Raw genomic sequence first — 1,230 nt, 5'->3', positions numbered from 1 at the left:
ACCAAGGTCGACCGCTACGGCCGCGACGCCACCGTCTCCGCGGCAGGCGTCGTCACCGGCCCAACGTCCAAGACCATCAGGCAGATGACCTATGACAATGCCAATTTCAGTTATACGCCCCAGCAGGCAACACAGCTTATCGGCACATATCCGCCTGGTACTTTTGTTGGCGGGACCAATTTCGATGCCGACTTCGATGGTCAGGACGAGTCTTTCCAGATCTACGATGAGAACCTTTGCGACGGGTGCGGGGAAGCAAGTCCGCAGTATTATGGAGGAGGTCACCGATACCATTTAGCCTTCACGAAGCTTCTTGGCCCCAATTTGACGACACAGTCGGTGTTGACATCGACTCTGCCTGCCCTCACTGACATTTACGGTAGCACTCCTGGAAGCCTGAGATGGCTGCTCGGCCGCCACACCACCGCCAACAGCAAGGATATAGTCATCGCTTCGTCTTCCCCCAAATTCGATTGGGGCTCTGAGGTGGTCACCCGTTGGCAGGATCTTGTCTACAAGGTCGGACCGAATTGGACGCTGACACTGGAGGGATGCGCGGGGCCATTCGCCACAGTCTGCAACACAGCCCCTCATGAGGCTCCCAGCCTCACCGGTCTTGTCTCATTGGATTTCGATGGCGACGGTGTCGATGATATTGCGCCTGTAGGCGGCGACACTCCCTCCAGTGTTGGAGATTTTGCAGCAAACGGGCGTCAAAGCCTTTTGCTTCTCCACCCGAGCTCGTTAGTCCTGCGAAACGTCGATGGAGCCTGGATTGGGGCGTCCGCCGGTCCCAATTGCCAAGCACCCATTGCCTGCAGGCTGGGAGATCTCAATGGCGATGGCACGACGGATCTTGTCTATATGTATAATTCCGATGCGCAGTTCTGGCTGTCCACGGGAACAGGGTTCGCCCATGTCGGCGGCCTGTCTCTGAACTCAGAGAGTTCCCTGCGGGATTTCGACAACGACGGTAAGTTCGAGTTCACGCATGACCAGATTGTCGTCTCGGGCATCGGTTTCGGTCCGGCTGGTATTCAGCATTTGCTGTCGAACTACGTCATCCCGAAGGGATATTGGGCTGCCGGCGACTTCAACGGAGATGGCCTCCCCGAGGTAAGTGGGAATATCACGCTGATGTCGCAGGCGGGTTCCGGCAACCCGAACCTTTTGCGATCTGTGAAACTAGAGACGGGCGGCGTGGTCTCGGTTGACTACACGCCATCGACG

The 1,230-nt window shown here is 57.2% G+C and carries 1 protein-coding gene; it reads left to right on the top strand.

What is annotated here, in order from left to right:
* A partial coding sequence (locus J2X76_RS31560) for a VCBS repeat-containing protein (protein ID WP_310221894.1) occupies positions 1 to 1,230 on the top strand: 1,230 nt, incomplete at both ends.

Source organism: Neorhizobium sp. 2083, assembly GCF_031455615.1.
Taxonomy (GTDB): Bacteria; Pseudomonadota; Alphaproteobacteria; order Rhizobiales; family Rhizobiaceae; genus Neorhizobium.
The sequence above is the reverse complement of the archived record's forward strand: the minus strand, read 5'-3'. Positions and strand labels throughout refer to the sequence as shown.